Raw genomic sequence first — 22,440 nt, forward strand, 5'->3', positions numbered from 1 at the left:
CCGGGCGCGGGAGCGCCGGAGCACGGACATCCCGTGTGTGATGTCTCCATCCTGACGCGCGTACCGGTAGATCGGTAGGTTTCGTTATCTCTTCGTGATGAGGAATGTCGTACGGTCCTCGGTAACACGTGCGGAAGAAGGAGCCGGTTGATGGGGAGCGTCAGAGGCGAGGGGCGGCGGGCGGAGATCCTCCGTGCGGCCCTGGAGGTCATCGCGGAGCGCGGTTACCGGGGGACGACGCTCGGCGCGGTCGCCGAGCGGGTGGGCCTCACCCAGCAGGGGCTGCTGCACTACTTCCCGAGCAAGGACGCGCTGCTCGTCGCCGTACTGGAGGCGCGCGACCGCTGGGATCCGGGCGCTTCGGCGCGCTCCGGCGAGGCCTGGCCGCTGGACCTGCTCGGCTCGCTGGTGGAGTACAACGCGATGCGGCCGGGGATCGTGCAGACCTTCGCCGCACTGCTCGGCGAGAGCGTCACGGACGGGCATCCGGCCCGGGAGTTCTTCACCCGGCGCTACGTACAGGTGCGGGGGTCGATGGCGGCCACCCTGCGCGGCGAGTTCGGGGAGCGGCTGCCGGGCGGCCTGACACCGGAGGAGGTGGCGCCGCTGCTGGTGGCCGTGATGGACGGACTGCAGTACCAGTGGCTGCTCGACCCGGAGTCGGTGGACATGCCCACCGCCTTCCGGGCCTTCACCGCACTGCTCGGCGGCCACGCGGCAGAGTGAACGCGAACGCCTCCAGCGCCGGGCTCCGTCACGTGGTCCGGGAGCGGGCCGGCGGAGGCGTGACGGGCAGCGGCGCGGCGGCGGTGTGCGCACCGCCGGGCCGGTCAGCGTCGCCCGTGGGCGGCTCCGGTACGGCATCCGGCTCCGGCGCCGTCTCCCCCGTCAGGTCGCGTGCCATCAGCGTCGCCCCCGCCACCGCGCCCGGCATGAGGAAGACCGCGACGACCGGGACCAGGAAGCAGAGGGCCAGCGGCACCCCGAAGCCGAGCGTGAGCAGGCGGCGGCTCTTGAGCAGGGTCAGCCGTTCCCGGAACTCCAGCCCACGGCGCTGCAGCGCGACCGCCGTCAGCTCCTCGGCGAGGAAGAAACCGGTGACGCAGAAGCCGACCGCCGGGACGACGGTCTGGCCGACCACCGGGAGGAATCCGGCGGCGAAGAGCAGCAGACCGTAGAACGTCACCCGCACCAGGACGCGGAGGCTGTCGCGCGCGGAGATCCAGAGCTCCCGCCAGAGAGGGAGGCCGGTACCGGGCACGCCGGAGCCCTCCGACGCGTCGACCCGCTCGGAGATGGCCTCGTAGAAGGGCTGTCCGATCAGCAGGGTCACCGCGGTGAACGAGACCACCGCGAGCAGCAGGGCCAGTGCCCAGAGCAGCACGGTCAGAAAGCCCCGGAGGACGGCGGACCACAGCGCGCTCCAGGTGTCGGCGAACGGTGTCGCCCAGCCGACGGCGTCATCCGCCCAGAACACGAGCGCGACCAGCGCCGCCCCATAGAGGACCAGCGTGAGCAGCCCCGGCAGCAGCCCGAATCCGTACTGCCTGCCGCGCCGGCCGACCCAGCGCTGCCCCTTCACCAGATAGCCCAAGCCCGCCCCGAGATCACCCATGCGGCGCAGCCTATCGGGACCCGTGCCCCCGGGGGCGGGCCGGCGGGCCCGCCCCCGGCCGCAGGAGCGGGACAGAGAGCCGTTGGCGCACGGCCATTGACGTGGTGTGCGTCACCCCATTACGGTCACGCCAGGATTTCGAACGCATGACGAAATATCGAACACGCCGGGAGCAACTGCCTTGCGCATCACAGGAATCAGCACCCACGTCGTCGGAACGCCCTGGCGCAATCTCACGTACGTGCAGGTCCATACCGACGAAGGCCTCACCGGTGTCGGCGAGACCCGCATGCTCGGCCGCACCGACGCTCTCGTCGGCTATCTGCGGGAGGCCGGGGCCAACCACATCGAGGGTTCGGACCCGTTCGCGCTCGAAGACCTGGTCCGGCGGATGAAGTACGGCGACTACGGGCGGGCGGGCGAGATCGTCATGTCCGGGATCGCCGTCGTGGAGATGGCCTGCTGGGACATCAAGGGCAAGGCGCTCGGCGTCCCCGTGTGGCAGCTGCTCGGCGGCCGGGTCACCGACCGGGTGAAGGCGTACGCGAACGGCTGGTACACGACCGAGCGCACCCCCGAGGCGTACCACGAGGCCGCCCTCGGGGTGGTGGAGCGGGGCTACCGCGCCCTGAAGATCGACCCGTTCGGGACGGGGCACTTCGAGCTGGACCAGGCGCAGACGAACTACTCGGTCTCCCTGATCGAGGCCGTGCGGGACGCGATCGGCCCGGAGACCGAGCTGATGCTGGAGATGCACGGGCGGTTCTCGCCGTCCACCGCGGTACGCCTGGCCCGCGATCTCGCCCCCTTCCGTCCCGCCTGGCTGGAGGAGCCGGTCCCGCCGGAGAACCTCAGGGCGCTGGAGAAGGTCGCGGCGAAGGTGGACATCCCGGTCGCCACCGGCGAGCGCATCCACGACCGCATCGAGTTCCGGGAGCTCTTCGCCTCCCAGGCGGCGGACATCATCCAGCCGGACGTCGGCCACATCGGCGGCATCCTGGAGACCCGCAAGCTCGCCGCGACGGCCGAGACGCACTACATGCTGGTCGCCCCGCACAACGTGGGGGGCTCGGTCCTGACCGCCGCGACGCTCCAAGTGGCGGGCTGCACACCCAACTTCAAGATCCTGGAACACTTCAACGACTTCGCGGACGCCGCCATCAAGACGGTCGTGAAGGGGGCTCCACAGGTCGTCGACGGCTACTTCGAACTGCCGGACGCCCCCGGTCTCGGCGTCGAGCTCGATGTGGACGCCGCCGCCGAATTCCCCCAGCAGCAGGCCCGGTTCGACCTCTGGGCCGACGGCTGGGAGAAGCGCTCGCCGGGAGCGGCGGGATGAGCGGCAGCCGCGCCGTCGTCGTCGACGCCCCGGGCGCGGCCCGGCTGGTCAGCGGCGACCGTCCGGACCCGGGCCCGGGAGAGGTCAGGATCCGGGTGGCGGCAGCCGGGATCTGCCTGAGCGACCGCGAGCTGTACGACGGGCGGCGCGACCCGGCGCACGTGCGCTACCCGGTCACCCCGGGGCACGAGTGGTCGGGGACCGTCGACGCGGTGGGCGAGGGGGTGGACCCCGCGCTCACCGGGCGCCCCGCGGTGGCCGAGGGATTCAGGTCGTGCGGGACGTGCGAGCGCTGCCGGGCGGGCGAGACCTCGCTCTGCGACGCCGGATACGAGGAGACCGGGTTCACCTGCCCCGGCGCCTTCGCGGACCATCTCGTCGTGCCCGCACGGCTGTTGCACCCGCTCGCGGACGGAGCGGATCTGCGCGCCGCCGCTCTGCTCGAACCGGCCGCCGTGGTGGCGGCCGCGGTGCGGGCGGGGCGGCCCGAACCCGGTGAGCGGATCGCCGTGGTCGGCGCGGGGACCCTGGGTCTGCTCGCCGTACAGCTCATCGCCGCGACCTCCCCCGCCCAGCTCACCGTCATCGACCCGCGCACCGAACGGGCCCGGCTGGCCCTGGACTTCGGGGCGACCGGCATCCGGGCCCCCGGCGATGCGGAGGCCGGACGCCATGACCTGGTGATCGAGACGGCGGGCGCGCCCACCACCGCGGCCGGCTCCTGCCTCCTCGCGCGGCGCGGCGGCCGGGTGGTGCTCACCGGGATGTTCGCCCCGGGCGCCACGGGGATCGATCCGGTGCATCTGGCGCTGAACCAGCTCACCGTGCGGAGCGTGTTCGGCGCACCGTCCGCAGCCTGGTCCTTCGCGGTGCGTGCCTTCACGGCGGGCATCCTCGACCCGGCGCCGCTGATCACGCACGAACTCCCGCTGGAACGCTACGCCGACGCCCTCGCACTCGTCGGCGGTGGCGATCCGGGGACGGGGAAGGTGCTGCTGCGCCCGTGAGTCACGCAGGACCGGGGCAGCGAGCCATGCCCTGCGAACCGAACCACGTTCGATATCCCGGACATCCGCAGCCGGCGCGCACCCCGCCGGACACGAACCCGACCATGCGAGGAACCCGCCCGTGACCGACGTATCAGCACCCGTCCCCCGGCGCCCCGGCGAACAGGCCCTCGCGGCGCTCGGCCTCGCCGCGCCCGCGGCCGACCCCGCCGACGCCTCACCGCACCGCTTCCCCGACGGCGGCACCTGGCGCACCGAAGTCCCCTCCGTGGAAGGCCCGGAGGCGCTCGCGGTCGTACTGGAGGAGTCCGCCAGGCTCGATGTGCCGGTCCACCGCATCAGCCAGGGCAGCGGCGTCTGGATGCTCACGGACACCGAGATCACCGAGATGGTGGGCGCCTGCGCGGCGCGCTCCGTCGAACTGTGCCTGTTCACCGGACCGCGCGGCACCTGGGACATCGGTGCGTCCACCCGTACGGACTCGGGCGGCGGCGGGCTCCGCGCCCGGGGCCACGACGCCGTGGCCGGTGCGCTCGAAGACGCCGTGCGCGCCACCGGACTGGGGGTGAAGTGCCTGCTCGTCGCCGACGAGGGCGTGCTCTGGTCACTGCACAGGCTCCGCGCCGCGGGCGTGCTCCCGGCCGACACCACCTTCAAGGTCTCGGCGCTGATCGGACCGGTCAACCCCGCGTCGTACGCCGTGTTCGAGCAGCTGGGCGCCGACTCCGTCAATATCCCGTCCGACCTCACCCTGGCCCACTTCACCGAGATCCGGCGGGTCTGCACCGCCCCGATGGACCTCTACATCGAGGCCCCCGACGACCTGGGCGGTTACGTCCGGATGTACGAGACCGCCGAGCTGATCCGGCGCGGCGCCCCGATCTATCTGAAATTCGGCCTCTCGAAGTCGCCCGGCATCTACCCGTACGGCGCGCATCTGCGCGACCTCACCCTCAGCACCGCCCGTGAACGGGTCAGGCGCGGCAGGCTCGCGCTCGACCTGCTCGCCCGGCACGGCGCCGACGGCGGTATGTCACCGCTCGGCGCACGGCTGCCGGGGCCTCTCGGCCGTTTCCCCGTCCCGTCGCCCCCGCTCCCCCACCTCTCCCCCGAGAAGGACTGATGACCGCCATGCGCCACACCCGCCGAGCCGCCCTCACCGTCGTCGCCGGATCCCTGGCCCTCGCTCTCACCGCCTGCGGGCAGAGCAGCGAAGGCGGCAGCAAGGAGACCGGGACCGGAGGCAAGGGGTCCACCATCGGGATCGCCATGCCGACCAAGTCGTCCGAGCGCTGGATCGCCGACGGCACCAACATGGTCGAGCAGTTCAAGGCCCTGGGCTACAAGACGGATCTCCAGTACGGCGAGGACGACGTCGACCACCAGGTGTCGCAGATCGAGAACATGATCACCAAGGGCGCGGACGTGCTGGTGATCGCGGCCATCGACGGCAAGGCACTCACCGACGTCCTCCAGCAGGCCGCCGACCAGCACATCAAGGTGATCTCCTACGACCGCCTGATCCTCGGCACTCCGAACGTCGACTACTACGCCTCCTTCGACAACGAGAAAGTGGGCGTCCTGCAGGCGACGTACCTGATCGACAAGCTGGGGCTCACGAAGGGGAAGAAGGGGCCGTTCAACATCGAGCTGTTCGCGGGCTCGCCCGACGACAACAACACCCGCTACTTCTTCGACGGCGCGATGAAGACCCTCAAGCCGTACATCGACAAGAAGCAGCTCGTCGTCCGCAGCCGGCAGACCAGGCTCGACCAGCTCACCACGCTGCGCTGGGACGGGGCCACCGCGCAGAAGCGGATGGACGACCTGCTCACCAAGTCGTACGCGTCGGCCCGCGTCGACGCGGTCCTCTCGCCGTACGACGGGATATCCATCGGCATCCTGTCCTCGCTGAAGTCGGACGGATACGGGACGGCGGCCAAGCCGTACCCGGTCGTCACCGGGTCGGACGCCGAGGTGGCGTCGGTGAAGTCGATCATCGCCGGCCAGCAGACGCAGACCGTCTACAAGGACACCAGGGCGCTCGCCAAGCAGGCCGTACAGATGGCCGACGCGATGCTCAACAAGAAGAAGCCGCAGGTGAACGACGTCACCACCTACAACAACGAGAAGAAGGTCGTTCCGGCCTATCTCCTCAAGCCCGTCAGCGTCGACAAGTCCAACTACCGGGCCCAGCTGGTGGACTCCGGCTACATCAAGGCGAGTGATCTGAAGTGAGCGGCGGCCCACCGGTGCCGCGGAGCGGTACCCCGGATCCGGAGCGCGCCACGCCCGTCCTGGAAATGCGCTCGATCGTCAAGACGTTCCCCGGCGTCCGCGCCCTGTCCGATGTCTCCCTGACCGTCGCCGATGGCGAGGTGCACGCGGTCTGCGGGGAGAACGGTGCGGGCAAGTCGACCCTGATGAAGGTGCTCAGCGGGGTACATCCGCACGGGAGTTACGAGGGGCGGATCCTCTTCCGGGGCGAGGACTGCGCTTTCCGGGACATCCGGGCCAGCGAGGCACGCGGGATCGTCATCATCCACCAGGAGCTGGCGCTCATCCCCTATCTCTCGATCGCCGAGAACATCTTCCTGGGAAACGAGCACGCCACCCGGGGTGTCATCAGCTGGAACGAGACGCTGAAGCACGCGGCCCGGCTGCTCAGGCGGGTGGGCCTGCGTGAGCATCCGCAGACCCGGGTCGCCGACATCGGAGTCGGCAAACAGCAGCTGGTGGAGATCGCGAAGGCGCTCTCCAAAGAGGTGAAGCTCCTCATCCTGGATGAGCCGACAGCAGCCCTCAATGACGAGGACTCCGCTCAACTCCTCCAGCTCATAGCCGAGTTGAAGAACCAGGGCCTCACCTCGATCATCATCTCGCACAAGCTCAACGAGATCGCGGCGGTCGCCGACTCCGTCACCATCATCCGGGACGGGCGCACCATCGAGACCCTTGACGTGCGGGACCCGGGGACGACCGAGGACCGGATCATCCGGGGCATGGTCGGGCGCGATCTCGACCACCGCTTCCCCGAGCGCACGCCGTATCCGGGCGACCCCGGCGCGCACCCCGCGCTCGAAGTACGGGGGTGGACCGCCCACCACCCCATCGACCAGCAGCGCAAGGTGGTCGACGACGTCTCGCTGCAGGTGCGCAGGGGCGAGATCGTCGGCATCGCCGGCCTGATGGGCGCGGGCCGCACCGAGCTGGCGATGAGCCTCTTCGGGCGTTCGTACGGGCGCAGCATCAGCGGGACCGTGCTCAAGGACGGCAAGGAGATCCGTACCAGGACCGTGCCCGAAGCGGTCCGGCACGGCATCGCCTATGTCACCGAGGACCGCAAGCAGTACGGCCTCAACCTCATCGACACCATCAGCCGCAACATCACCATGAGCGCGCTGGCGAAGGTCTCGCGGCACGGTGTGGTCGACGAGCACGAGGAGACCCGGGTCGCCGAGTCGTACCGCAGGTCCATGAACATCAAGGCGCCGACCGTCTTCGAGCAGGTCGGGCGATTGTCCGGAGGCAATCAGCAGAAGGTCGTCCTCAGCAAGTGGATCTTCGCCGGGCCGGATGTGCTCATCCTCGACGAGCCGACGCGCGGGATCGACGTCGGCGCCAAGTACGAGATCTACACCGTGATCGACCAGCTCGCCGCCGAGGGCCGGGCCGTCGTCTTCATCTCGTCCGAACTCCCCGAACTGCTCGGCATGTGCGACCGCATCTACACGATGGCGGCCGGCCGGCTCACCGGCGAGGTCGCGCGGGCGGACGCGGACCAGGAAGTACTGATGCGCCACATGACCACGGACAAGAGGTAGCCGCCATGGGTCCCGTCGCCACCGACACCCCGAAGGGCGCCCCGACGGCGCCGCCCTCCCCCGGCTCCGCCACAGGAGCCCTCCTGATGGACGCCGCGCGCCGCAACATGCGTCAGTACGGAATGCTGATCGCGCTCGGCCTGATCGTCGTCCTGTTCCAGATCTGGACCGGCGGTGTGCTGCTCAAGCCGAACAACGTCACCAACCTGGTCCTTCAGAACAGCTACATCCTGGTCCTGGCCATCGGCATGATGATCGTCATCATCGCCGGCCACATCGACCTCTCCGTCGGCTCGCTGGCGGCGTTCGTCTCCGCGGCCTGCGCCGTGATGATGGTCCAGCACAAGGTCCCCTGGGTGCTCGCGCTGATCGCCGCGCTGCTCATCGGCGCGGTCGCCGGGGCCTGGCAGGGCTTCTGGATCGCGTATGTGGGGATACCGTCCTTCATCGTCACGCTCGCCGGGATGCTGATCTTCCGGGGCGCCACCCAGATCCTGCTCGGCTCGCGCTCGCTCAGCCCGTTCCCCGAGGGGTTCCAGAAGATCTCCACCGGCTATCTGCCCGCGGTGGGCCCGGACACCAACTACCACAACCTCACGCTCCTGCTGGGGCTCGTACTGATTGCGGTCGTGCTGGTGCAGGAGGTGCGCTCGCGGCGCCGGGAGAAAGAGTACGAACTCGACGTCCTCCCGCGCGGCTTCTTCCTCACCAAGTGTGTGGCGATGGTCGCCGCCGTGCTGGCCTTCACCATGACCCTCGCCAGCTACCGCGGGGTGCCGGTGGTGCTGCTGGTACTGGCGGCCCTGCTCATCGGCCTCGGCTTCGTGATGCGCAACGCGGTCGTCGGGCGGCATGTGTACGCACTCGGCGGCAACCAGCCCGCGGCCAAGCTGTCCGGTGTCAAGGACAAGAAGGTGACCTTCCTGGTCTTCGTGAACATGGGGCTGCTGGCCGCGCTTGCGGGGGTCGTCTTCGCGGCCCGGCTCAACGCGGGCACCCCCAACGCGGGTGTGAATTTCGAACTGGAAGCCATCGCGGCGTCGTTCATCGGCGGCGCGTCGATGAGCGGCGGCGTCGGTACGGTCTTCGGTGCGATCATCGGTGGCCTGGTGCTCGGCGTGCTGAACAACGGGATGTCCCTGGTCGGCATCGGCAGCGACTACCAGCAGGTCATCAAGGGCCTGGTCCTGCTCGCGGCGGTCGGCTTCGACGTCTACAACAAGCGCCGGGTCGGTTCGTAGACGCCTCGGCCCGGCCTCTCCCGGGGCCTGTCGCTCAGCCCGCGAAGGGCGGCTGCGGCAGGCCCCGGCCCGCGCCGGGGACGACCAGCAGCGAGCCGGCGAGCGGGTGCGGTGCGGCAAGTCCGCCGCGGGCCGTACTGATGTAGAGGTCGCGCAGCTCCCGGCCGCCGAACGCGCAGGCGGTGGGGCGCCGCACGGGCAGCCCGACGGTACAGTCCAGGGCGCCGTCCGGGGTGTAGCGCCGGACGGCCGCGCCGTCCCAGAGCGCCACCCAGACACAGCCGTCCGCGTCGACGGTGAGCCCGTCCGGGAACCCGCACCCGGGCTCGATCGACGCGAACTCCCGCCGGTTGCGCGGATGTCCGCCATCGAAGTCGAAGACGTCGATCCGCCGGGTCGGGGTGTCCACGTAGTACATGAGGGTCCCGTCCGGACTCCAGCCGGTGCCGTTGGAGATGCCCACGGGGCGCACACCGGTGACCGTACCGTCGGCTGCGACCCGGCTCAGCGTGCCGCCCCCGGGGCCGCCTTCCGCATACCGCATGGTCCCTGCCCAGAGCGCACCGTCCGGGGCCACCGCAGCGTCGTTGGCCCGTCGCCCCGGCACCGGATCGTGCACCAGCCACGAGAAGACGCCGTCGGCCGCGTACAGGCCCACCCCGTCCCTGAGGTTGACCACCAGGCCGCCACCGGTGCGCGGCTTCGCGGCGCCGACGTGCTGTTCGGTCGCCATGACCGTGCGCCGGCCGCTCACCGGGTCAAAGGTGTGGACCCGGGCGGAGAGGATGTCCACCCAGATCAGCCGCCCGGCCGCCGGGTCCCAGGTCGGCCCCTCGCCCAGCACGGCCCGCTCCCGGACCGCCACCTCGGCACGCCTCATGCGGAGCCCCGGTGGCCGAGGCGGGTGGAGAGCTCGGCCGCGCCCCCCAGCGCCAGCCCCGCCAGCTCGCTCTCGCGCTCCTCGCTCCAGCGGATCATGGGAACCGAGATGGAGAACGCGGCGACCACCAGTCCCGCGCTGTCGCGCACCGGGGCGGCCACACAGCTCACATCCGGGTTGGACTCGCGGTGTTCGACCGCCACTCCGCGCTCCCGGACCGCGGCGAGCGCCTCCCGGAGTACCCCGGGGTCGGTGATGCTGGCGGGTGTCATCGCGGGGAGCTCCCGCCCGGATATCCGCGCGGTCAGCTCGGCGTCGGGCAGCGAGGCGAGCAGCATCTTCCCGACGGAGGTGCAGTGCGCGGGCAGCCGCCGTCCCGCGGCCGACACCATCCGGACCGCGTGCGTCGAGTCGACCTTCGCGATGTAGATGACGTCGGTGTCCTCCAGGACGGCGACGTGCACGGTCTCGTCACAGGTCTCGGCGACCGCGCGGGCGACCTGCTGCCCCTCGGCTGCGAGGTCGAGCTGCTCCGCGTACGCGCTGCCGAGCTGGTACGTCCGCACGCCGAGCCGGTAGTGGCCGGGCTGCCCGGGGGCCGGCACCAGATAGGCGCGGGCGGCGAGAGTGGTGAGCAGCTCGTGCACGGTGGTGCGCGGCAGCTGAAGCCTGCGGGTCACGTCGGGTGCGGACAGCGAACCGTTCCCTTCCAGGAAGAGTTCGAGAATGTCCATCGCCCTGGTCACCGCCGGGACCAGTCGTCCCATGGTGGTCACCCACCCTTCTGTCCGGCCTGTTCGGCCCTTCGTGTTCGAAACTCCGGCCGATGACCGGCATCACGAACACACGGTACGCACAGCCCAGTTCGGCGGGCAATGGGCAGCCGCCCTCGCACGGCGGAGCAAGAGTCGCAAACCATCGCGAAAAATGACAAAGGGCCGCACCCGCCGTCGGCGGGTGCGGCCCTCCTGTCCAGGCCGGAGCCGGGATCAGCCGGTCATGATCAGGCGACAGCCAGGTCGACCTTGATGTTGCCGCGGGTCGCGTTCGAGTAGGGGCACACCTGGTGCGCCTTCTCGATCAGCGCCTGCGCCGTGGCGGCGTCGACGTTCGGGATGGAGGCGGTGATGGTGACCTCCAGGCCGAAACCGCCCTGCTCGGTCTTGCCGATGGAGACGGCCGCGGTCACGGTCGAACCGGAGATGTCGGCCTTCTCCTGGCGGGCGACGACACCGAGCGCACCCTGGAAGCAGGCGCTGTAGCCGGCGGCGAAGAGCTGCTCGGGGTTGGTGCCCGCGCCGCTTCCGCCCATCTCCTTCGGCGGGTTGACGACGACGTCGAGGTTGCCGTCGCTGGAGGACACCCGGCCGTCACGGCCGTTCTCCGCGGTGGCGACAGCGGTGTACGCGACATCGATCTTCTGGATAGCCATGCGAGTTCCTTCTGTTGTGTACGCCGCGTCTCGCGCCCACGACCGCGGCGGCCTGGGGTCGAGACTACTGGTTGACGGCGACGATCATCTTGCCGGTGTTCTCACCGCGGAGCAGACCGAGAAACGCCTCGACGCCCTGCTCGACGCCCTCGACGACCGTTTCCTGGTACTTGAGCTCGCCCGAGGCGATCCAGCCGGCGACGTCCTTGACGAACTGCGGCTGCAGCGCGGCGTGATCTCCGACGAGCATGCCCTGGAGCCGCAGCCGCTTGCCGATGACCAGCGCGAGGTTGCGCGGGGCCGGGGTGGCCTCGGTGCTGTTGTACTGCGAGATCATTCCGCAGATCGTGGCGCGGCCGTGCACGTTGAACGAGGTGAGCGCCGCTTCGAGGTGCTCACCGCCGACATTGTCGAAGTACACGTCGATGCCGTCGGGGGCTGCCTCGCGCAGCTGCTTCGACACCGGGCCGTTCTTGTAGTTGAACGCCGCGTCGAAGCCGAGGTCGTCGACAAGGTGCTTGACCTTCTCGTCGGAGCCCGCCGAGCCGATGACGCGAGCGGCGCCCTTGATCCTGGCCATCTGACCGACCTGGCTGCCGACGGCACCCGCGGCGCCGGAGACGAAGACCGTCTCGCCCTCCTTGAAGGAGGCGACGTCGAAGAGACCGGCGTAGGCGGTGAGGCCCGTCATGCCGAGCACACCGAGGTAGGCGGAGAGCGGGGCGGCCGACGGGTCGACCTTGGTGGCGTGCTTGGCGGGCACCTGGGCGTACTCACGCCAGCCGAGCCCGTGCAGGACGTGATCGCCCACCGCGAAGCCCTCCGCGTTCGACGCGACGACCTCGCCGACCGCGCCGCCGTCCATCGGCTTGTCGAGCTGGAACGGGGGCGTGTACGACTTCACGTCGTTCATCCGGCCGCGCATGTACGGGTCGACCGAGAAGTAGAGGTTGCGGACCAGGATCCGCCCCTCGGCGGGCTCGGACACCGGGACCTCGCGCAGGGCGAAGTCCGCAGGAGTGGGCCAGCCGCTCGGACGGGCGGTGAGATGCCATTCGCGGCCGGACGTGGGGAGTGCGGACATCGGGTACAACCTCCTGAGCAAAGCTTCATGACGTGAAATATCTACCGTCTAAAACAACCATGCGCCTGGATATTTTAGATTGTCAAGCATGCGGGTACGATGGTGGGCATGGCCACTCGTACAGACCCGCTGACCCTGGAAGTCGTCGAGCTCATCGGCGATGTCGTCACCCGGTACTACGAGGAGTACGACGAGGCCGCGGCCGTGCACTCGCTCACCGGGGCCCAGGCACGCGTACTGGGTCTCCTCTCCATCGAGGCGATGCCCATGCGCCGTCTCGCCGGCCGTCTGAAGTGCGAGCCGTCCAACGTCACCGGGATCGTCGACCGGCTCGAAGCCCGCGGTCTCGCCGAACGCCGGCCCGACCCCGCCGACCGCCGGGTCAAGCTCGCCGCTGCCACCGAGGCGGGCCGGCGGACCTCCCGGGAGCTGCGCGCCTCGATGGACTTCGCGCGCGAGCCGCTGGGCGAGCTGTCGGCCGGGGAGCGCACGGTGCTGCGGGACCTCCTCAAGCGGATGCTGGGGCGGCCCCCGGGGCCAGTGGCACAGGAGCGGTGACGCGAGGCCGGTGACCCGGCGAGCGGGGGCTCCGTCCGGCCCGCCGGACGCGCGGGCGCGCGGTGCGGGCAGGATGGGTCCATGCCTCGATCAGGGAGCCCCTTCGGGCCGCTCGACTTCCAGCTGGTGCTGCTGCGCCGGATGGCGGACCACCAGCAGGGCCTCGTCGAGGACGCCCGGCACGAGCTGGGTGTGACGCTCGCGGAGATGCGCGAGGCGAACCGGCGCTGGCAGGCCATGGTCCGCTCACCCCGGTCGCGCGGCGCAGCACAGCGCTACCGCTCGGTCCTCGGTGAGCCGTCCGCCACCGCCCGCAGGAGGATCGGCGACCTGGAGTGCGAAGCCCTCCAGTGGCCGGTCCCGCTCTGGCCGGATCTGCGGTTCGAGGTGCTGACCGCGCCCGGCGGGGCGGTGTGGAACGAATGGCTGGTCCGCGCGCCCGGCGCGCCGGCCCCCGTCCTGGAGACGGTGGACGATCTGCGGCCCTGGTCGTGCACCGTGGACGAGGTGGCCCGCGCCTTCGCGCCCGTACGGCCGATGGAGGGCACCGCGCCGACCCGGTGGCGGCTCGCCCTCACCTCGGCCGGCGGCCGGCCCGCCGTCGCCGAATTCACCTGGGGGCTGCTCCAGGAGGTACGAAGCGGGGACGCGCCGCGGTAGGGCCGCTTCCTGGCAGGGCGTCAGGGTGCCACCCGGCTGGCTCAGCCCAGCGCGCGCACCGGCCGCAGCCGTCGCAGGATGCGATGAGGACCGGCCTCCGCCGGTGCTCCACCCCAGCGTTTCTCGGGAGATCGCACCGTGACCGTCAGTCTTGAGCAGTTGAGCCGTTGCCAGGTAGCCGTCGACCTCGGGGCCTCGCGGACCCGGGTGTTCGTCAAGGGCATGGGGCTCGTCGTGGACGAACCGAGCGTCGCGGCCGTGAACGTCCAGACGGGATCGCTCATCGCCGTCGGCACCCTCGCCGAGCAGATGACCGGCCGCACCCCCGGCTACATCCGGGTGGCGCGCCCCGTATCGGGCGGCACCGTGGTCGACATCGACATGGCCCGGCGCATGCTGGGACAGCTGCTCGGTGACAAGCTGCGGCGCAGGCTGCGGCGGACCCCGATGCTGCGCGCCGCCGCGTGCACCCCGCACGAGTCCGACCCGCTGGCGCAGCGCGCCACGATCGAGACCCTGGTCGGACTCGGCGCCCGGCGGGTCGAGCTGGTCGACACCCTCGTCGCCGCCGCCGTCGGCTGCGGGCTCCCCGTCGAGCAGCCGACCGCAACGATGATCATGGTCTGTGGTGCGGCGACGACACAGATCGCGGTCCTCTCGCTCGGCTCCATCGTCACCGCCGAGCGGGTCCCGGTCGCGGGCGAGGCCATCGACCGGGCCATCGTGCAGCACCTGCGCCAGCATCACGAGCTGCTGCTGCCCAACCAGTCCGTGCGACCGCTGCAGCTGGCCCTCAGCGGCGACGGGCTGTCCCCGGGCGGGCCCGAGTTCACCGAGATCCACGGCCGGGACGTGGCCACCGGCCTCGCCCGCTCGGTCCGGGTCGACACCGCGGCGGTACGGGAGGCCATCCACACCCCGCTGACCGCGGTACTCGACGGCATCGGCCGGGTGCTGCGCGGCTGCCCGCCGGATCTGGTCGCCGACCTGTCCGACCGCGGGATCATGATGGTCGGCGGGAGCGCCCTGCTCCCCGGCCTCGAAGAGATGGTGCGCAACGCGACGAAGATGCCGGTGCACGTCGCCGAGCGTCCCGACGTCTGCTCGGTCCTCGGACTCGGCGCGATGATCGAGGGAAACATCAAGCCCATGACGCTGGCTCCGCTGGGCAGTTGAGCGGCGCCCCGAGGGCCCGTGACGAACGGGAGCGGGGGACCGCCATGACCGGTGACACCCGGCTGCCGGCGCTGCTCGAAGCGGTACTGAGCGTCGGGACCGATCTCGAACTGCGCGGCACCCTCCAGCACATCGTGGACTCGGCGACCCGGCTGACCGGCGCCCAGCGCGGGGCGCTCGGGGTCGTCGACCCCGAGCGCGACCGCCTCAGCGACCTCTTCTCGACCGGCGCCGACGGCGACGCGCTGATCGGCCTCCCGGACGACACCCCCGGTCTCCTGCGGCTCCCCGTCCGGGTGCACCAGCAGGTCTTCGGCACCCTCCACCTGGCAGGGAAGCACGCGGGGAGCTTCGACAGGGACGACGAGGCGCTGCTGCGGGTGCTCGCCGCGCAGGCGGGCATCGCGATCGGCAACGCCCGGCTCTACGAGACGGCCAGGCTCCGGGAGCGCTGGATCAAGGGCGCGGCGGCCGTCACCAACGCGCTGCTCACCGGCGAGAGCGCGACCGACGCACTCACCATCGTCGCCGAACAGGCCCGGGGTCTCGCCGACGCGGTCGCCGGGGTGGTGCTCCTGCCCACCGCCAGTGGCGGTATGGAGATCGTCGCCGCCTCGACCTTCGAGGACCCGGGCGACCTGATCGGCGCCACGATCGCCCCCGGCTCCCCCGTCCTCGTCCAGCTGCTCAACGGCGACCCGGTGTACATCGAGGACTCGTCGACCGATCCCCGGATGACCACCCACGTGCGGGCCCGTTTCGGGCCGAGCATGATGCTGCCGCTGCAGAGCGGCGGCAACCTGATCGGCACCCTCGCGCTCCCCCGGCGGCGCAGCGGCCGCCCGTACAACGCGGCGGACCGGACGCTGGCCCTGCAGTTCGCCTCGCAGGCCGCGCTCGCGCTCGTACTGGCCGATGCCCGGCAGAACCGCGAGCAGCTCGCGGTGTACGAGGACCGCGACCGGATCGCCCGCGATCTGCACGACCTCGTCGTCCAGCGGCTCTTCGCGACCGAGATGATGCTGGAGTCGTCCAGGCGGCGGGCGGGCGGGACCGAGCTCGGTGAGCTGATCGGCCGGGCGGTCGACGAGCTCGACTCGACCATCCAGGACGTCAGGACCGCGATCTTCGCCCTCCAGCAGCCGCCCGCCGACGCACCGTCGACGCTGCGCGGCCGGGTGCTGCTGGAGACGGAGGGCGCCCGGGCGCTGCTCGGGTTCGCCCCCTCGGTGCACTTCATCGGCCCTGTCGACTCCCGGATCACCGATCAGGTCGGCGAGGAGCTTCTCGCCGCCCTGCGCCGGGCGCTGGCCCGCGCCCACAGGCTGCCGGACGTCTCGCAGGTGGCGGTGGCCGTCGACGCGCGGGAGGACCCGGTCCGTCTGACCGTCACCCACGACGGGACACCGGAGGGCGAGGGCGGCAACGCGCTGGTGTGGGAGGCGTCGTAACCGCACCGGGCGGGGACCCGTGGGCGGCGCCTGGCAGCGGCCGGACGCGGACGTCGGTACGGGTGGGGGCAGGTGCCCGGACACGGTCGTGTCCACGGCTGTGGCTACGGCTACGGCTACGGCACCGGTGACCGGGCGTCGTAGTGGAGGAAACCGCGCCGGGTCAGGCCGAGCAGCGTGACCACGAGGACACAGGCGAGACCGCCGCCGATCACGGCGACGGCCGGGGTCGTCAGATCCCCCACGGAGCCCGCGAGGAAGTCGCCGAGACGCGGACCGCCCGCCACCACCACGATGAAGACCCCCTGGAGCCTGCCGCGCATCTCGTCGGGCGCGGCGACCTGCATCATCGTGTTGCGGAAGACCATGGACACGGTGTCCGCCGCACCGGCCAGCGCGAGGAAGAACAACCCGAGCCAGAGGTTCCGGGTCAGGCCGAACACCGCGATGGCCAGTCCCCACCCGGCGACAGCGAGCACGATGGCGAGGCCGTGCCGGTGGATGCCGCCCAGCCAGCCGGAGAAGACCCCGCCGAGCAGAGCGCCCACCGCGGGGGCCGCCACCAGCAGCCCCGTGGTCCGGGCGTCGCCTCCGTACCAGAGGACGGCCACCGCGGGGAAGAGCGCCCGCGGCTGGGCCAGGATCATGGCGCAGAAGTCGGAGAAGAACGTCATCCGGAGGTTGGGGCGGGTGGTCAGGAAGCGCAGCCCGTCCAGGACCGAGGCACGGCTCTTCGCCCCGGCCGCCCGGTCGGGAAGCATCGAGGGCAGCCGCCACATCGCGTACAGCGCGGCCAGGAAGGACACGGCGTCGATCAGATACGCGGCCTGGTAGCCCCAGAAGCCGACGATGAGGCCGCCGAGCATCGGCCCGATCAGTGTCCCGAAGGTGCTGGTCATCGAGGACAGGGCGTTGGCCGCCGGCAGTTGTTCGCCGGGCAGCAGCCGGGGAATCATGGCGGACCTGGCGGGGGCGTTGAGTGCGGCGCAGACCGACTGGAGGGCCACGATGCCGTACAGGAACCAGACATGGTGGAAGCCGGCGAACGCGGCCGACGAGAGCCCGACCGAGAGGACGGCGGAGCCGAGCGCGCTGTAGAGCCCGAGTTTGCGGCGGTCGAGTGTGTCGGCGACGGCCCCTCCGTAGAGGCCGAACGCGACCAGCGGCACCAGCGAGAAGAGGCCGACGAGGCCGACGGAGAAGCTGGAGCGGGTGAGGTCGTAGACCTGGAGCGAGATCGCGAGGGCCGTCATGCCCTGCCCGACCCAGGAGACGGTGTTGCCGAACCAGAGCCGCCGGAAGTCGGGGGATGTGCGCAGCGGGGTGAGGTCGGCGAATATGCGCCGACGTATCGGCGTCTCCCTGGGCGGGCGTATCGGGGTCACAGGGGATGCTAACCGGCTCGGCGCCGTGGCCCGCGCGGGGGCGGGTGCCATGGCTTCGCGGGCCGCCGCCGGGCGTGCTCCCCGCTCTCCGTCAGACCTCGACCAGGGTGATCTCGGTGGCCTTGACGCTGGTCCACACCGGTACGCCGTCGGCCAGGCCGAGTTCGAGCGCGGCCTGCGGAGTGATCTCGGCCACCAGGTCGGGTGCCTCCGCCGAGGTGATGAGGATGCGGAGCCGGCTGCCGGCCGACGTGATCTCGCGTACGGTCCCGGGCCAGACGTTGCGCGGGCTGCCCGACGGCCTGTCCCGGTGGACGGAGACGGCCTCGGGGGTGATGATCGCCAGCGCCCTCGCGCCCTCGTCGAGTTCCTCGGCGACGACGAGCCGTCCGCCCCCGGTGAGGTCGAGCCCGCCCGCGGACGCGGTGCCCGGCCAGGCGTTGCGGCCCAGCATCCGGGCCACCCACGGCGAGCGCGGGTGGAGGGTGACGTCGGCGGGCGGGGCGTCCTGGAGCGTACGGCCCTCGTCCAGGACGAGGACCCGGTCGGCCAGCGAGACCGCCTCCACCGGATCGTGCGTGACGATCAGGCAGACACCGCCGAAGCCACTGAGATGCGTACGCAGGGTGTGCCGCACATGGGCCCTGGTCGTCTGGTCGAGTGCGGCGAGCGGTTCGTCCAGGAGCAGCAGCCGGGGGCGGGCTGCGAGCGCCCTGGCCAGGGCGACGCGCTGGGCCTGGCCACCGGAGAGCTGGGAGGGCTTGCGGGCTGCGAGGTGGCCGACCCCGAGCCGCTCCAGCCACTGGGCGGCCTCCCGGCGCGCTTCGGCGCGCGGCACCCGGTGCGACCGCAGCCCGTAGGCGGTGTTGGTGAGGGCGCTCAGATGCGGGAAGAGCGCCCCGTCCTGCGGGACCCACGCCACCCCCCTGCGGTGCGGCGGCAACGGGCTGACGTCGACGTCTCCCAGGCGCAGTTCGGCGTGGGCGCGCGGGGTCAGGCCGAGGAGGGCACGCAACAGGGTCGTCTTGCCCGCGCCGTTGGGGCCGACGACCGCGATGGTGGTGCCCGGCTCCGCGTCGATGGTCTGTTCGTTGAAGCCGGTGACAACGGCGTGCAGCGGCCAGCGCTCCTGCGGGGCAAGGGACTTGGGCGCTCCGCCGGCCGCACCGTGCGCGCCCGGCACGCCGCCTTCCGCGCCGGCGGGCCCGAAGCCGGGGGGCGGCTGGTCGGTGTCGTCCACCGGGCGGGCGGACGTCCGGCCGCGCTCGGCCGTCGCGCCGGTCCAGCGCCCGCGCAGAGCGAGCAGGACCGCCATCGCGATCACGAGAAGCAGCAGCGAGACGGAGGTGGCGGCCTCGGGCGAGTCCTGGAGCAGCAGATACACCTGGAGCGGCAGGGTCTGCGTAGTGCCGGGCAGATTCCCGGCGAAGGTGATGGTCGCGCCGAATTCACCGAGCGCCCGCGCCCAGGTCAGGGCCGCGCCCGCGGCGAGGCCCGGAGCCACCATGGGCAGGGTGACCGTGCAGAACACCCGGACGGGCGAGGCACCGAGTGAGGCCGCGGTCTCCTCGTAGCGGGGCCGCAGCCCGGCGAGCGTGCCCTCCAGGCTGATGATCAGGAACGGCATCGCCACAAAGGTCGCCGCGACCACAGCCCCCGATGTGTGGAAGGGCAGAACGATGCCGAAGGTGTTCTCCAGCCAGGGGCCGAGCAGGCCCCGGCGGCCGAATCCGAGGAGCAGTGCCACCCCTCCGACGGTGGGCGGCAGCACCATCGGCAGCAGGACGAGGGAGCGTACGAGCGTCTTGCCGGGGAAGTCGACCCGCGCCAGCAGCCAGGCCAGCGGCACGCCGAGAAGCAGCGAGAGACCGAGGGCCCAGAAGGAGACCAGCAGGGAGAGCCGCAGCGCCTGGGTCACTTCCGGGCTGGTCAGATGCGTACCCAGTTCCCCCCATGAGGTACGCGCCAGGATGCCGATCAGGGGCATCAGCAGGAACGCGATCGCGATCAGCGCGGGCACCGCGAGCGCGACGGGGGTGCCAGTGCGCGGTGTGCGGGCACGGGTGCGGATGCTTCTCATCGGGGTTCCTGTGATCGGTTTGCCGGATGCCGGCCACCGGGATGCCGGGGCCTTGGCCGCGGGTCCGTACAAGGCGAACCCGTACGGGGCTGCCCACCACGCGTGCGGCAAGGACAGCCCCGTACGGCCCGGTTATGGGCGGGTGTGCGTATTACGGCTTCTGGAAGCCCGCACCCTGGAGGATCTTCTGCGCCTCGGGGGTGGCGAGCCAGGAGACGAACGCGGCGGCAGCGGCCGAGTGCTTCGAGTCCTTGATGGTCGCCGCCGGGTAGGAGGCGACGGCGTTCTGCGCGTCCGGGATGGTGACCGCGTCGACCTTGCCGGGGGCGGTGGCCGCGTCCGTCTTGTAGACGATGCCCGCGTCGGCCTCGCCCAGCTCGACCTTGGAGAGGACGGCGCGGACGTTGACCTCCTGAGAGACCGGCTTCACCTTGATCTTCTGAGCGTCCAGCACCTGCTTGCTGTAACGGCCCACCGGCACCTCGGGGGCGGCGAGTACGACCTTCAGCTTGGGGTCGGAGAGCTGCTTCAGGTCGTGGATCTTGTCCGGGTTGCCCTTGCCGGTGGCGATGACGAGACGGTTCTTGGCGATGATCTCCGGCGTACCGACGTCGGACTTCAGGCCGTCCATGGTCTTGGTGTCCGCCGTGACCAGCGCGTCGGCCGGGGCACCCTGCTTGACCTGGGTGGCCAGCTCCTGCGAGCCGGCGAAGGAGAAGGTGATCTTCGTGCCGGGGTGCTCCTTCTCGTACACCTTCTTCGCCGTGCCGAACACGTCGGTCAGCGAGGAGGCCGCGAGGACGGTCAGGTCGGCCTTCGGCGTCGCGGAGGCGGAGGACTTGGCGCCGTTGTCCTTCTTGCTGTCGTCCTTGCCGCCACAGGCGGCCAGGGGCAGCAGCAGGGCGGCGGTCACGATCGCGGCAGCGGTACGGCGGCGGGTGAAGGTGCGAGACATGAGGGTGGGACTCCTTGGAGGACGGGCGGCGGAGTTGCCGCCCGAGCGGATGGGGATGAGCCACGCCGAAGGGGGGCCTCCCGGCTCGGAGTTCCGAGGCTCCGGGGAAGGGCGACGCCGCTGGTTGGGGAGATGTGTGCGCGAGCGGGCACCCGGGCCGGCACGGGGCTCAGGTGCGGTCGATGTGCACACTGGTCGACTTGACGCGGGCGGTGGCCTGCATGCCGACCTCCAGGCCGAGCTCCTCGACGGCCTCCCTGGTGAGGAGGGAGACCAGCCGGTGCGGCCCGGCCTGGATTTCCACCTGGGCCGCGACATCGCCGAGTTTCACGGCGGTGACGATGCCCGGGAAGGCGTTGCGCGCCGAGGTGTAGGAGGCATCGTCCTCACCCGCGGCACCCTGTCCGATCTCGATCGAGAAGGCGGCCAGGTCGCGGCCGTCTATGAGCCGGCGGCCGGCTTCGTCGCGGTGGGTCGCGACCCTGCCTGCGTCCGCCCAGCGACGAGCGGTGTCGGGACTGACGCCGAGCAGCCGAGCCGCCTGGCCGATCGTGTAGGACTGCATATGCGAAAAGATATGCGCAGTTGGCTCGCATTTGCAATTCATCGGGCGAACCTATATGGCAGATGCAGCACCTCTTGGAGGAAGACCCCAAGGATCGCCCCGCAGCAGGAAACGCGAGCGGGGAGACAGGGACGTAACATCGCAAATCCGACACCCCTCTCCGTGTGCGAGGTCCCGCCATGTCCCTGAGCATCCGCAACCAGCTCCCCGGCACCGTCACCGGCGTCACCGACGGGGCAGTCATGGCGACCGTCAAGGTCCGCCTCCAAGGCGGCCAGGACGTCACGGCCGCGATCACCCTGGAGTCCGTGCGGGAGCTGGGCATCGAGGAGGGCTCAGCCGTACGGGCCATGATCAAGTCCACCGAGATCTCGCTGGCGACCGGCCCGGTCACCGGGCTGAGCATCCGCAACCGGCTCCCGGGCACGGTCACCGACGTCACGACGGGCGGGGCCATGGCGAGCGTGAAGGTCGCCGTGGAGGGGGCGGAGCTGACGGCAGCCATCACCAGGGAGTCGGCGACCGAACTCGGCCTGGCGCCGGGCTCGTCGGTCGTCGCGCTCATCAAGTCCACCGAGGTCTCGCTCGCCACGGCCTGACGCCGGGCACCGCCCCGGACACGGCTGCGACTGCCGGGGCCCCCTCCGCGGACGGGACCCCGGCCGCGGCGGCCACAGGCGGTGCTACGGCTCGGGGAAGACGCAGGTGCCCACCCAGACACTCGTGATCGCGCTGATGTAGCGGGCACCGCAGCGGTCGGAAGGGACCACCAGCTGACTGCCCGCCATGTCGAGGCCGCGCCCGTCCAGCGCCGTGGCCAGCAGGATCGGCGAGTCCGCGAAGTCCGCGTCGATCTCCGCCCAGGACAGCACCGTGCGGTGCCCGTCCCCGCCGGTCACGGCCAGCAGGAAACGCGAGCGGTCCTTGCGCCGTGCCGCATCGAAGGCCGGCCGCGCGTCGCCGACGACGTCGCGCAGCAGCGGCCCCTCGAAGGTGTGGTGCTGCGGGCCGTTCTTGGCGCACTCGAAGACCACGTCCGCCCGGTGCTGCCGCCAGCGTCCGCGCAGATCCGCGACCGACAGGGCGAAGGGCCGGATCAGCTCCCCCCGGAGGACCAGGCTCCCGGGCGGCGCGGAGACAGCACGGACAGAGCGAGGCGGTGCGCTGATTCCACTCATCGGGTTCCCC

At 71.2% G+C, this 22,440-nt stretch carries 22 protein-coding genes; 12 read left to right on the forward strand and 10 right to left on the reverse strand.

Going from position 1 to position 22,440, the window contains the following annotated elements; all coding sequences use genetic code 11:
- The first annotated feature begins 150 nt into the window (after positions 1-150).
- Positions 151-726 (forward strand): TetR/AcrR family transcriptional regulator, encoded by a 576-nt coding sequence (locus OG917_RS10475; RefSeq protein ID WP_328317297.1) that lies wholly within the window; start codon positions 151-153, stop codon positions 724-726.
- 28 nt (positions 727-754) lie between these two features.
- Here the strand turns inward: OG917_RS10475 and OG917_RS10480 are convergent, their stop codons facing one another.
- Positions 755-1,615, reverse strand: coding sequence for an EI24 domain-containing protein (locus OG917_RS10480; RefSeq protein WP_328317298.1), 861 nt, complete (start codon positions 1,613-1,615; stop codon positions 755-757).
- 181 nt (positions 1,616-1,796) lie between these two features.
- Here OG917_RS10480 and OG917_RS10485 point away from each other — a divergent pair, with 181 nt between their 5' ends.
- From OG917_RS10485 to mmsB, 6 genes are all read left to right on the forward strand, one after another.
- Positions 1,797-2,954, forward strand: coding sequence for a mandelate racemase/muconate lactonizing enzyme family protein (locus tag OG917_RS10485; protein ID WP_328317299.1), 1,158 nt, complete (start codon positions 1,797-1,799; stop codon positions 2,952-2,954).
- On the forward strand, positions 2,951-3,961 hold the full coding sequence (locus OG917_RS10490; RefSeq protein ID WP_328317300.1) for a zinc-dependent alcohol dehydrogenase: 1,011 nt from the start codon (positions 2,951-2,953) through the stop codon (positions 3,959-3,961). The genes OG917_RS10485 and OG917_RS10490 overlap by 4 nt, the downstream gene beginning before the upstream one ends.
- A gap of 121 nt (positions 3,962-4,082) precedes the next feature.
- Positions 4,083-5,084 (forward strand): hypothetical protein, encoded by a 1,002-nt coding sequence (locus tag OG917_RS10495; RefSeq protein WP_328317301.1) that lies wholly within the window; start codon positions 4,083-4,085, stop codon positions 5,082-5,084.
- 8 nt (positions 5,085-5,092) lie between these two features.
- Positions 5,093-6,199, forward strand: a complete 1,107-nt coding sequence (gene chvE, locus OG917_RS10500; protein WP_328321794.1) for a multiple monosaccharide ABC transporter substrate-binding protein — start codon at positions 5,093-5,095, stop codon at positions 6,197-6,199.
- Positions 6,200-6,264: 65 nt separating this feature from the next.
- Positions 6,265-7,785: a multiple monosaccharide ABC transporter ATP-binding protein gene (mmsA, locus tag OG917_RS10505; protein ID WP_328321796.1), complete on the forward strand. Its 1,521-nt coding sequence runs from the start codon at positions 6,265-6,267 to the stop codon at positions 7,783-7,785.
- Positions 7,786-7,790: 5 nt separating this feature from the next.
- The gene (gene mmsB / locus OG917_RS10510; protein ID WP_328317302.1) at positions 7,791-9,026 is read left to right on the forward strand and encodes a multiple monosaccharide ABC transporter permease; all 1,236 of its coding nucleotides are present in this window, start codon (positions 7,791-7,793) and stop codon (positions 9,024-9,026) included.
- 34 nt (positions 9,027-9,060) lie between these two features.
- Here mmsB and OG917_RS10515 read toward each other — a convergent pair whose 3' ends face one another.
- The 4 genes from OG917_RS10515 to OG917_RS10530 all read right to left on the reverse strand — a co-directional run bounded on the left by OG917_RS10515 (position 9,061) and on the right by OG917_RS10530 (position 12,422).
- Positions 9,061-9,906, reverse strand: a complete 846-nt coding sequence (locus OG917_RS10515) for an SMP-30/gluconolactonase/LRE family protein (protein ID WP_328317303.1) — start codon at positions 9,904-9,906, stop codon at positions 9,061-9,063.
- Entirely contained in the window at positions 9,903-10,673 is a 771-nt protein-coding gene (locus OG917_RS10520; RefSeq protein ID WP_328317304.1) for an IclR family transcriptional regulator, read from the reverse strand. The genes OG917_RS10515 and OG917_RS10520 overlap by 4 nt, the downstream gene beginning before the upstream one ends.
- A 236-nt stretch (positions 10,674-10,909) precedes the next feature.
- The gene (locus OG917_RS10525) at positions 10,910-11,338 is read right to left on the reverse strand and encodes an organic hydroperoxide resistance protein (protein WP_328317305.1); all 429 of its coding nucleotides are present in this window, start codon (positions 11,336-11,338) and stop codon (positions 10,910-10,912) included.
- 64 nt (positions 11,339-11,402) lie between these two features.
- Positions 11,403-12,422, reverse strand: coding sequence for an NADP-dependent oxidoreductase (locus OG917_RS10530; RefSeq protein WP_328317306.1), 1,020 nt, complete (start codon positions 12,420-12,422; stop codon positions 11,403-11,405).
- Between the two features lie 108 nt (positions 12,423-12,530).
- Between OG917_RS10530 and OG917_RS10535 the strand changes: the two genes are divergently transcribed.
- The 4 genes from OG917_RS10535 to OG917_RS10550 all read left to right on the forward strand — a co-directional run bounded on the left by OG917_RS10535 (position 12,531) and on the right by OG917_RS10550 (position 16,267).
- Positions 12,531-12,980: a MarR family winged helix-turn-helix transcriptional regulator gene (locus tag OG917_RS10535; RefSeq protein WP_328317307.1), complete on the forward strand. Its 450-nt coding sequence runs from the start codon at positions 12,531-12,533 to the stop codon at positions 12,978-12,980.
- 81 nt (positions 12,981-13,061) lie between these two features.
- The gene (locus tag OG917_RS10540; protein ID WP_328317308.1) at positions 13,062-13,640 is read left to right on the forward strand and encodes a hypothetical protein; all 579 of its coding nucleotides are present in this window, start codon (positions 13,062-13,064) and stop codon (positions 13,638-13,640) included.
- A 138-nt stretch (positions 13,641-13,778) separates the two neighbouring features.
- Positions 13,779-14,816 carry a rod shape-determining protein gene (locus tag OG917_RS10545; protein ID WP_328317309.1) on the forward strand — a complete coding sequence of 346 codons (1,038 nt, stop codon included), beginning with the start codon at positions 13,779-13,781 and terminating at the stop codon, positions 14,814-14,816.
- Positions 14,817-14,860: 44 nt separating this feature from the next.
- Positions 14,861-16,267: a sensor histidine kinase gene (locus OG917_RS10550; RefSeq protein WP_328317310.1), complete on the forward strand. Its 1,407-nt coding sequence runs from the start codon at positions 14,861-14,863 to the stop codon at positions 16,265-16,267.
- A gap of 116 nt (positions 16,268-16,383) precedes the next feature.
- Here OG917_RS10550 and OG917_RS10555 read toward each other — a convergent pair whose 3' ends face one another.
- The 4 genes from OG917_RS10555 to OG917_RS10570 all read right to left on the reverse strand — a co-directional run bounded on the left by OG917_RS10555 (position 16,384) and on the right by OG917_RS10570 (position 21,252).
- The gene (locus OG917_RS10555) at positions 16,384-17,703 is read right to left on the reverse strand and encodes an MFS transporter (protein WP_443058935.1); all 1,320 of its coding nucleotides are present in this window, start codon (positions 17,701-17,703) and stop codon (positions 16,384-16,386) included.
- Positions 17,704-17,743: 40 nt separating this feature from the next.
- Positions 17,744-19,732, reverse strand: coding sequence for an ABC transporter permease (locus OG917_RS10560; protein ID WP_328317312.1), 1,989 nt, complete (start codon positions 19,730-19,732; stop codon positions 17,744-17,746).
- Between the two features lie 151 nt (positions 19,733-19,883).
- Entirely contained in the window at positions 19,884-20,687 is an 804-nt protein-coding gene (gene modA / locus OG917_RS10565; RefSeq protein WP_328317313.1) for a molybdate ABC transporter substrate-binding protein, read from the reverse strand.
- A 169-nt stretch (positions 20,688-20,856) separates the two neighbouring features.
- Entirely contained in the window at positions 20,857-21,252 is a 396-nt protein-coding gene (locus tag OG917_RS10570; protein ID WP_328317314.1) for a TOBE domain-containing protein, read from the reverse strand.
- Between the two features lie 179 nt (positions 21,253-21,431).
- Here OG917_RS10570 and OG917_RS10575 point away from each other — a divergent pair, with 179 nt between their 5' ends.
- Positions 21,432-21,851: a TOBE domain-containing protein gene (locus OG917_RS10575; protein WP_328317315.1), complete on the forward strand. Its 420-nt coding sequence runs from the start codon at positions 21,432-21,434 to the stop codon at positions 21,849-21,851.
- Between the two features lie 84 nt (positions 21,852-21,935).
- Here OG917_RS10575 and OG917_RS10580 read toward each other — a convergent pair whose 3' ends face one another.
- On the reverse strand, positions 21,936-22,430 hold the full coding sequence (locus OG917_RS10580) for a molybdopterin-dependent oxidoreductase (protein ID WP_328317316.1): 495 nt from the start codon (positions 22,428-22,430) through the stop codon (positions 21,936-21,938).
- Positions 22,431-22,440 lie beyond the last annotated feature (10 nt).

It is taken from the genome of Streptomyces sp. NBC_00388 (assembly GCF_036061255.1).
In the GTDB taxonomy this organism is placed as follows: domain Bacteria; phylum Actinomycetota; class Actinomycetes; order Streptomycetales; family Streptomycetaceae; genus Streptomyces.

What these genes read in the sequence shown, in the direction of transcription:
- mmsA (WP_328321796.1), top strand. Translation starts at nt 6,265, where the DNA reads ATGCGCTCGATCGTCAAGACGTTCCCCGGCGTCCGCGCCCTGTCCGAT.
- OG917_RS10515 (WP_328317303.1), bottom strand. Translation starts at nt 9,906, where the DNA reads ATGAGGCGTGCCGAGGTGGCGGTCCGGGAGCGGGCCGTGCTGGGCGAG.
- OG917_RS10575 (WP_328317315.1), top strand. Translation starts at nt 21,432, where the DNA reads ATGTCCCTGAGCATCCGCAACCAGCTCCCCGGCACCGTCACCGGCGTC.
- chvE (WP_328321794.1), top strand. Translation starts at nt 5,093, where the DNA reads ATGCGCCACACCCGCCGAGCCGCCCTCACCGTCGTCGCCGGATCCCTG.
- OG917_RS10520 (WP_328317304.1), bottom strand. Translation starts at nt 10,673, where the DNA reads ATGGGACGACTGGTCCCGGCGGTGACCAGGGCGATGGACATTCTCGAA.
- OG917_RS10550 (WP_328317310.1), top strand. Translation starts at nt 14,861, where the DNA reads ATGACCGGTGACACCCGGCTGCCGGCGCTGCTCGAAGCGGTACTGAGC.
- OG917_RS10535 (WP_328317307.1), top strand. Translation starts at nt 12,531, where the DNA reads ATGGCCACTCGTACAGACCCGCTGACCCTGGAAGTCGTCGAGCTCATC.
- OG917_RS10490 (WP_328317300.1), top strand. Translation starts at nt 2,951, where the DNA reads ATGAGCGGCAGCCGCGCCGTCGTCGTCGACGCCCCGGGCGCGGCCCGG.
- OG917_RS10555 (WP_443058935.1), bottom strand. Translation starts at nt 17,703, where the DNA reads ATGGCACCCGCCCCCGCGCGGGCCACGGCGCCGAGCCGGTTAGCATCC.
- OG917_RS10570 (WP_328317314.1), bottom strand. Translation starts at nt 21,252, where the DNA reads ATGCAGTCCTACACGATCGGCCAGGCGGCTCGGCTGCTCGGCGTCAGT.
- OG917_RS10475 (WP_328317297.1), top strand. Translation starts at nt 151, where the DNA reads ATGGGGAGCGTCAGAGGCGAGGGGCGGCGGGCGGAGATCCTCCGTGCG.
- OG917_RS10525 (WP_328317305.1), bottom strand. Translation starts at nt 11,338, where the DNA reads ATGGCTATCCAGAAGATCGATGTCGCGTACACCGCTGTCGCCACCGCG.
- OG917_RS10540 (WP_328317308.1), top strand. Translation starts at nt 13,062, where the DNA reads ATGCCTCGATCAGGGAGCCCCTTCGGGCCGCTCGACTTCCAGCTGGTG.
- OG917_RS10480 (WP_328317298.1), bottom strand. Translation starts at nt 1,615, where the DNA reads ATGGGTGATCTCGGGGCGGGCTTGGGCTATCTGGTGAAGGGGCAGCGC.
- OG917_RS10580 (WP_328317316.1), bottom strand. Translation starts at nt 22,430, where the DNA reads ATGAGTGGAATCAGCGCACCGCCTCGCTCTGTCCGTGCTGTCTCCGCG.
- OG917_RS10560 (WP_328317312.1), bottom strand. Translation starts at nt 19,732, where the DNA reads ATGAGAAGCATCCGCACCCGTGCCCGCACACCGCGCACTGGCACCCCC.
- OG917_RS10530 (WP_328317306.1), bottom strand. Translation starts at nt 12,422, where the DNA reads ATGTCCGCACTCCCCACGTCCGGCCGCGAATGGCATCTCACCGCCCGT.
- mmsB (WP_328317302.1), top strand. Translation starts at nt 7,791, where the DNA reads ATGGGTCCCGTCGCCACCGACACCCCGAAGGGCGCCCCGACGGCGCCG.
- modA (WP_328317313.1), bottom strand. Translation starts at nt 20,687, where the DNA reads ATGTCTCGCACCTTCACCCGCCGCCGTACCGCTGCCGCGATCGTGACC.